The 6,190-nt window shown below is 72.8% G+C and carries 8 protein-coding genes; 7 read left to right on the top strand and 1 reads right to left on the bottom strand.

The window, feature by feature from the left end:
• The 6 genes from O3Q52_RS47135 to O3Q52_RS47160 all read left to right on the top strand — a co-directional run.
• The coding region (locus tag O3Q52_RS47135; RefSeq protein WP_269654623.1) for a prolyl oligopeptidase family serine peptidase at positions 1 to 996 on the top strand (996 nt) is incomplete at its 5' end.
• Positions 993 to 1,916, top strand: coding sequence for an LD-carboxypeptidase (locus O3Q52_RS47140; protein WP_269654624.1), 924 nt, complete (start codon positions 993 to 995; stop codon positions 1,914 to 1,916). The genes O3Q52_RS47135 and O3Q52_RS47140, both read left to right, overlap by 4 nt.
• 119 nt (positions 1,917 to 2,035) lie before the next feature.
• Positions 2,036 to 2,284, top strand: coding sequence for a DUF1049 domain-containing protein (locus O3Q52_RS47145; RefSeq protein WP_055617466.1), 249 nt, complete (start codon positions 2,036 to 2,038; stop codon positions 2,282 to 2,284).
• A gap of 21 nt (positions 2,285 to 2,305) precedes the next feature.
• Entirely contained in the window at positions 2,306 to 2,851 is a 546-nt protein-coding gene (locus tag O3Q52_RS47150; protein ID WP_269654625.1) for a GNAT family N-acetyltransferase, read from the top strand.
• 5 nt (positions 2,852 to 2,856) lie between these two features.
• Entirely contained in the window at positions 2,857 to 3,312 is a 456-nt protein-coding gene (locus O3Q52_RS47155) for an arginase family protein (RefSeq protein ID WP_269654629.1), read from the top strand.
• Positions 3,313 to 3,352: 40 nt separating this feature from the next.
• The gene (locus tag O3Q52_RS47160; RefSeq protein ID WP_269654626.1) at positions 3,353 to 5,338 is read left to right on the top strand and encodes a DUF5107 domain-containing protein; all 1,986 of its coding nucleotides are present in this window, start codon (positions 3,353 to 3,355) and stop codon (positions 5,336 to 5,338) included.
• Between the two features lies 1 nt (position 5,339).
• Here O3Q52_RS47160 and O3Q52_RS47165 read toward each other — a convergent pair whose 3' ends face one another.
• Complete coding sequence (locus O3Q52_RS47165) at positions 5,340 to 5,693, bottom strand: VOC family protein (RefSeq protein WP_269654627.1); 354 nt, start codon at positions 5,691 to 5,693, stop codon at positions 5,340 to 5,342.
• Positions 5,694 to 5,831: 138 nt separating this feature from the next.
• Here O3Q52_RS47165 and O3Q52_RS47170 point away from each other — a divergent pair.
• On the top strand, positions 5,832 to 6,190 hold a 359-nt coding region (locus tag O3Q52_RS47170), incomplete at its 3' end, for a phage holin family protein (protein WP_269654628.1).

Here is a 6,190-nt window from a genome sequence, read left to right on the forward strand (position 1 = left end):
CTCTGGACCGAGTACGCGGCCACGCCCGCCGCCGACGGCAGCCGGGTCGCCGCCGTCGCGGCCAGCCCACGCAGCGCCTACGAGGTCGTCGAACTGGACGCCCGCACCGGCCGGGCACGGGTCATCGGCGCCCCGCACGACGACCCGGTGGACCCCGCCTACTACCCGGAACCGCAGATCCGCACGTTCAGCGGACCCGCCGGGCGCGAGATCCACGCGCACATCTACCCGCCGCACCACCCCGGCCATGTCGCCCCCGGCGACGGACTCCCGCCCTACGTCGTCTGGGCGCACGGCGGCCCCACCGGCCGCGCCCCGCTCGTCCTCGACCTGCAGATCGCGTACTTCACCTCGCGCGGCATCGGGGTCGCCGAGGTGAACTACGGCGGATCCACCGGGTACGGCCGCGAGTACCGCAACCGGCTGCGCGAGCAGTGGGGTGTCGTGGACGTCGAGGACTGCGCGGCCGTCGCGCTCGCCCTCGCCGAGGAGGGCACCGCCGACCGCGACCGGCTCGCCGTCCGCGGCGGCAGCGCGGGCGGCTGGACCACGGCCGCGTCCCTGGTGAGCACCGACGTGTACGCCTGCGGGACCATCATCTACCCCATCCTCGACCTGGTGGGATGGGGCGAGGGCGAGACCCACGACTTCGAGTCCCAGTACCTGGAGACCCTGGTCGGACCGCTCGCAGAGGTCCCCGGCCGGTACGCCGAGCGCTCGCCCACCGAGCACGCCGACCGTGTCACCGCGCCCTTCCTGCTCCTCCAGGGCCTCGACGACGTCATCTGCCCGCCCGCGCAGTGCGAGCGGTTCCTGGCCAGGCTGGAGGAGCGGGCACGGCCGCTGCCGCACGCCTACATCGCCTTCGAGGGCGAGGGGCACGGCTTCCGGCGGGCCGACACGATGGTGCGGGCCCTGGAGGCCGAACTCTCCCTGTACGCCCAGGTGTTCGGCCTGAACCCGCCAGGCGTCCCCACCCTGGAGCTCGCCAAGTGAAGGGACTCGTGCGACCTCGGCGGCTGGCTCCCGGAGCCCGTGTCGCCGTCGTCGCGCCGAGCGGTCCCGTGCCCGAGGAGCGGCTGCAGGCGGGCCTCGACATCCTGCGCGGCTGGGACCTGGACCCGGTCGTGGCACCCCATGTCCTGGACCGGCACGGCACGTTCGACTATCTGGCGGGCGCCGACGCCGACAGGGCCGCCGACCTCCAGGCCGCCTGGTGCGACCCGGGCGTGGACGCCGTGCTGTGCGCCCGCGGCGGGTACGGCGTGCAGCGCATGGCCGAACTGCTCGACTGGGACGAGCTGCGGGCCGCCGGCCCCAAGGTGCTCCTCGGCTTCAGCGACATCACGGCCCTGCACGAGGCCTTCGCGACCCGCCTGGGGCTCGTGACGCTGCACGGGCCGATGGCAGCGGGCATCGACTTCATCAAGAACGCCCGCGCCCAGGAGCATCTGCGGGCGACGCTCTTCGAACCGGAGTCGGTGCGGACCCTGCACTCGCGCGGGGGCGCGCTGGTGCCTGGGCGGGCCAGAGGCGTCCTCCTCGGCGGCTGCCTCAGCCTGCTCGCCGCCGACCTCGGCACACCCCACGCCCGGCCCTCGGCGCGCGGCGGCCTCCTCTGCCTGGAGGACGTGAACGAGGAGACCTACCGCCTGGACCGCTATCTCACCCAACTCCTGCGCGCAGGCTGGCTCGACGGCGTCACCGGGGTCCTGCTCGGTTCCTGGGAGCGGTGCGACCCGTACGACCGCATCAGGGCCCTCGTCCTCGACCGGCTCGGCGGGCTCGGGGTGCCGATCGCCGAGGAGTTCGGCTTCGGACACTGCGAAGGGGCGCTGACGGTCCCGTTCGGGGTGCCGGCGGAGCTGGACGCCGAGGCGGGGACGCTGACACTGGACGTGCCCGCACTGGCCTGACGCGTGCGACGGCCGTGCCGTGATGCCGGAGACGCCGGCGTCACCCCTGTGGCCCCCTGCCTCACCCGGAGGAACCTCTCGCCGCGCGTGAGTCCCGCTCCCCGGCCCATCCTGGGCGCATGAGCCCGAAGACCTCGGAGAGCAGCGGTGGCGGCGGCAAGGCAGGCGGCGGGAACCTGATGACGCCCGGGCGGGTGTCCGTCATCGCGCTGGCCGTGCTCGCGCTGATCTTCATCTTCGAGAACACCCGCGCCACCAAGATCCGCCTGCTGATCCCCGAGGTCACCATGCCCCTGTGGATGGCACTCCTCGGCACGACGGTGATCGGCGCGCTGTGCGGGGCGTATTTCATGAAGCGCCGAAGCTGACCGGCCGCGTACCGTTACGGGATGCATGGCGTTACCGAATACCTCGCCGAAGGCTCCCGCGTGGGCATACGTCATTACACCCACGAGGACGGCGCCGAGTTCATCGCACGGGCGCGTGAGAGCAAGGCGCTGCACCAGCCCTGGCTGTTCCCGCCGGCCAATGCCGCCGCCTACGCCTCGTACGCGCGACGGCTGATCGAGGATCCGACGAAGGCCGGGTTCCTCGTCTGTGAGAGGGACGGCGGGGGGATCGCCGGGTTCATCAACATCAACAACATCGTCGAGGGCGCCTTCCAGTGCGGGGCGCTCGGCTACGGGGCCTTCGCGCACGCGGCCGGACGGGGACTGATGGGGGAGGGGCTCGACCTGGTGGTCCGGTACGCGTTCGGCGGGCTCGGACTCCACCGGCTGGAGATCAACGTCCAGCCGGACAACGCCGCCTCGATCGCCCTGGCCCGCCGCTGCGGGTTCCGCCTGGAGGGCTTCTCGCCGGAGTTCCTCTTCATCGACGGGGCCTGGCGGGACCACGAACGATGGGCCATCACCGCCGATATGATTCGAACGTGAGTCCCATTCGGAACCTTGTCGTCCTGGACGCCCCGTCGAACCTGGGCCTTCGCCCGCCGGCCCCGGGCACCGTCCCCGGCTGCTACAAGCTCGAGTTCGAGGAGGACCGGGCCGAACTCGCCGCGCTGAAGATCCCCACGGTGACCGTCGGCGATGTGCGCGAGTGGGGCGCCGACGCCCTTTCCCGGGCCACCGCCCAGGCCTTCGACGTGCCGGAGCTGGACGGCTTCTGGGTGCACCTCGACGCCGACGTGCTAGACCCGTCCGTGATGCCCGCCGTCGACAGCCCCGACCCCGGCGGACTGCTGCCCGACGAACTGACCGCGCTGCTGCGGCCGTTGGTGAACTCCCCGCACTGTGTCGGCTTCAACGTCACCATCTACGACCCCGACCTGGACCCGGACGGGACCGCCGGAGCCCTCCTCGCCGACATCGTCGTCGCGGCCTTTGCGCAATCCTGACCGGGAGTGCCCCTGGTCGGCTCGCCGTCCACGCTGTTCCATGGTCGACGTGACGACCATCCGACGTGACGTACTGACGCTGCCGGTCGCGGAGTTGGGCCCCACCAACCCCCTGCCCCCACTGCGTCCGCTCGACGAGACGCACCACGTGGACGAACGGGAACGTGAGGGCCTGCCCCGCGACATGGCCCGCCAGATCGGCTACGAGCCACTGCGCAGCCTCCTGCCCGAGCGCGTCCGCGACGGGTACGGGAGAACGCGGGCACCCCGCGAGGTCGAGGCGCTCGTCATCGAGAACGACCGGCTGCGCGCGACCGTGCTGCCCGGCTACGGCGGCCGTGTCGTGTCCCTCTTCCACAAGCCGTCCGACCGCGAACTCCTCTACCGCAACCCGGTGTTGCAGCCCGCCGACTTCGCGCTCAACGGCGCCTGGTTCTCCGGCGGCATCGAATGGAACATCGGCGCCACCGGCCACTCGGCCCTCGCCTGCGCACCCCTGCACGCGGCCCGTGTCACCGCGCCCGACGGCGGCGAGATGCTGCGCCTGTGGGAATGGGAACGGCTGCGCGACCTGCCGTTCCAGGTCGACCTGTGGCTGCCGGAGGGCTCCGACTTCCTGTACGTCGGCGTACGCGTCCGCAACCCGCACGAGAAGGCCGCGCCGCTGTACTGGTGGTCCAACACCGCCGTCCCCGAGGAGCGCCGGGTGCTCGCGCCCGCCGAGGAGGCCTGGCACTTCGGCTACGAGCGCCGGCTGCGGCGGGTGCCGGTTCCGGAGTGCGAGGGCGCCGACCGGACGTATCCGCCGCGTGGCGAGCACCCGGCCGACTACTTCTACGAGGTGCCCGACGGACAGCGGCGCTGGATCGCCGCCCTGGACGAGACGGGGCAGGGGCTCGTGCAGACGTCCACCGACGAGCTCCGCGGCCGCAAGCTCTTCGTGTGGGGGTCCGGCACCGGCGGCCGACGCTGGCAGGAGTGGCTCACCGAGCCCGGCACCGGCGGCTACTGCGAGATCCAGGCCGGGCTCGCCCGCACCCAGTTGGAACACCTCCGCCTCGACGCGGAGAGCGAGGTGGCGTGGCTGGAGGCGTACGGGCCGCTGACGGCCGACGCGGAGACCGTGCACGGCACCGACTGGGCCGCGGCACGCTCCGGAGTCGAGGAACAGCTCCAACAAGTCCTGCCACGTGGGGAGTTCGCGACAACGTACGAGAGCTGGCGGGCGTCCGCCGACACCGAACCCGGTGAGGTGCTCGCCGTCGGATCCGGCTGGGGCGCGCTCGAAGTCCTGTGCGGCGACCTCAAGTTGCCAGGCACGCCCTTCGAGGAGGACACGCTCGGTGACGCGCAGGCGCCCTGGGTGGAGCTGCTCCGGTCCGGGGCCTTCCCGGAGCCGCGCCGGGTGGGACCGCCCGGGGAGACGCTCGTCGCCCGGCACTGGCGGGACATGCTGGAGACGGCACCCGCGAAGCCGCTCACCGAGTACCACCTGGGCGTCGCCCAGTGGCATGGCGACGACCGCGCACAGGCCGTACGCAGCTGGGAGCGGGCCCTGGAACTCACCCCGTCCCTCTGGCCGTTGCTGCGTTGTCTCGCCGTCGCCGATCAGGAGGCGGGCAACCGGGAACGGGCCGCCGACCGGTACGCGGAGGCCTTCGACGACCTGTGCCGGGAGCGGCGCGACGACGGGGATGCCTGGACTGCCGCCACGGCCGCGCTCGGGCGGGAGGCGATCACCGCACTCCTCGCGGCGCGGCGGACGGCGGACGCGCGCTCCGTGTGGGAGCGACTGCGCCCCGCGACCCGCGAACGCGGCCGGTTCCGGCTGATCGAGGCGGAGCTGCTGCTCGCCGAGGGCGACAGGGACGCGGCACGCGCGGTCTTCGACGCGGGGTTCGAGGTGGCCGACCTGCGTGAAGGGGCCGAGGCGGTCGGGGTGCTCTGGTCCCGGATCACCGACGAACCGCTGCCCGCGCGCTACGATTTCCGGATGCGGCCGCACGGCTCCGACGGCGCCGGGTGACCTACTCGGCCGCGCGGCGGTCCGCGTACTCGTAGATGTAACCGTCCGGGTGCATCGCGATCAGGTTGCGGCCGCCCGGTGTCGCCACCGGGCCCGCCACGACGTGGGCACCCGAGTCGGTGAGGACCCGGTGGGCTTCGTCGACGTCCGTCACGGCGATGGTCGCCGAGACCTTGCGGAGCACCTCCAACTCCGACTCCGGTCCGCTCATCAACAAGAAGCAGCCGACGGCCGCGACGGATACCCCGCCGCGCTCGAAGCGGAGCGCCGGTCCGCCCGCCAGCTTCTCGTAGAAGGGGACCGCAGTCTCCAGGTCGTCGACGCAGATGCGCAGCGTGGCTCCCAGAATGTCCATGCGGACGAGCCTAGTTGGGGCCGGCCGGGAACGAGATCGTTTCGTACGGATCCCGGGACGCCGGCCGGGGTCCTGCCGGGCGAACGGAGCCGGAGCCGCCCGGCGTTACGGGCGAAGGGGCGCGGGTACCCGGCCGCCATGGACCGCATCGAACACATGGAACATCTGGACAAACACCTGGTCGACGAACTGGCCCAGGTGGCCCGCGACGCCGTACGCGAGGAGCTGCGGGAGCAGACCCTCAAGCAGCGCCGTACGGCCTCGCTGTACGCGGCGTCCGGCGCCGTCGCCCTGTACGCGGGCGCGGCCCTCGCGCTGACCGTGGGCCTCGTCCTCGCGCTCGGGCTGCCCGACTGGGTGGCCGCGCTGATCACCGCCGTCCTGCTCGGAGCCGGGGCCTACGCGCTGCGCAACGCGGCGAGGCCGACGGCACCCCGGCCCGCTCCGACACGGGCCGCCGAGGAACGGGCCGCCGAGGAACGGGCGGCCGCGGGACG

Source organism: Streptomyces sp. ActVer (assembly GCF_027270795.1).
Taxonomy (GTDB): domain Bacteria; phylum Actinomycetota; class Actinomycetes; order Streptomycetales; family Streptomycetaceae; genus Streptomyces; species Streptomyces umbrinus_A.

Coding starts and splice junctions, on each gene's coding strand:
- O3Q52_RS47160 (WP_269654626.1), top strand. CDS start 3,353: ATGGTCGACGTGACGACCATCCGACGTGACGTACTGACGCTGCCGGTC.
- O3Q52_RS47145 (WP_055617466.1), top strand. CDS start 2,036: ATGAGCCCGAAGACCTCGGAGAGCAGCGGTGGCGGCGGCAAGGCAGGC.
- O3Q52_RS47150 (WP_269654625.1), top strand. CDS start 2,306: ATGCATGGCGTTACCGAATACCTCGCCGAAGGCTCCCGCGTGGGCATA.
- O3Q52_RS47165 (WP_269654627.1), bottom strand. CDS start 5,693: ATGGACATTCTGGGAGCCACGCTGCGCATCTGCGTCGACGACCTGGAG.